The organism is Paraburkholderia sp. SIMBA_053 (genome assembly GCF_046534895.1).
Lineage (GTDB): Bacteria > Pseudomonadota > Gammaproteobacteria > Burkholderiales > Burkholderiaceae > Paraburkholderia > Paraburkholderia caledonica.
On sequence record NZ_JAWRXU010000213.1, the window covers coordinates 1 to 366 of the forward strand.

1 pseudogene is annotated in these 366 nt (G+C 65.6%); it reads left to right on the forward strand.

From position 1 onward, the window contains the following. Positions 1 to 356 (forward strand): annotated as a pseudogene (locus SB753_RS35315) (methionine synthase); the annotation flags it as partial. Between the last annotated feature and the right edge of the window lie 10 nt (positions 357 to 366).

Here is a 366-nt window from a genome sequence, read left to right on the forward strand (position 1 = left end):
TCGGGGCTGAGTGGAGGCAGTACGAGGAGTCGTTCCCGCTGCTGCAGCGATCCACCATCGACATCGTCTCGCTGGAGAGCCACCACTCGCACGTACCGATCGACCTCATCGAACTCATCCGCGGCAAGAAGGTCATGCTCGGAGCCATCGACGTGGCCAGCGAGACCATCGAGACGCCGGAAGAGGTTGCGGACACCCTCCGCGACGCGCTCCGTTTCGTCGATGCCGACAAGCTCGTGGCGAGCACGAACTGCGGCCTGGCGCCGTTGCCTCGTGACGTCGCACGTGGAAAGCTGCACGCGCTCAGTGCGGGTGCCGCTCTTCTGCGCGAAGAGCTCGCCGTGGTCGAGGACTGACTGCGCGGCA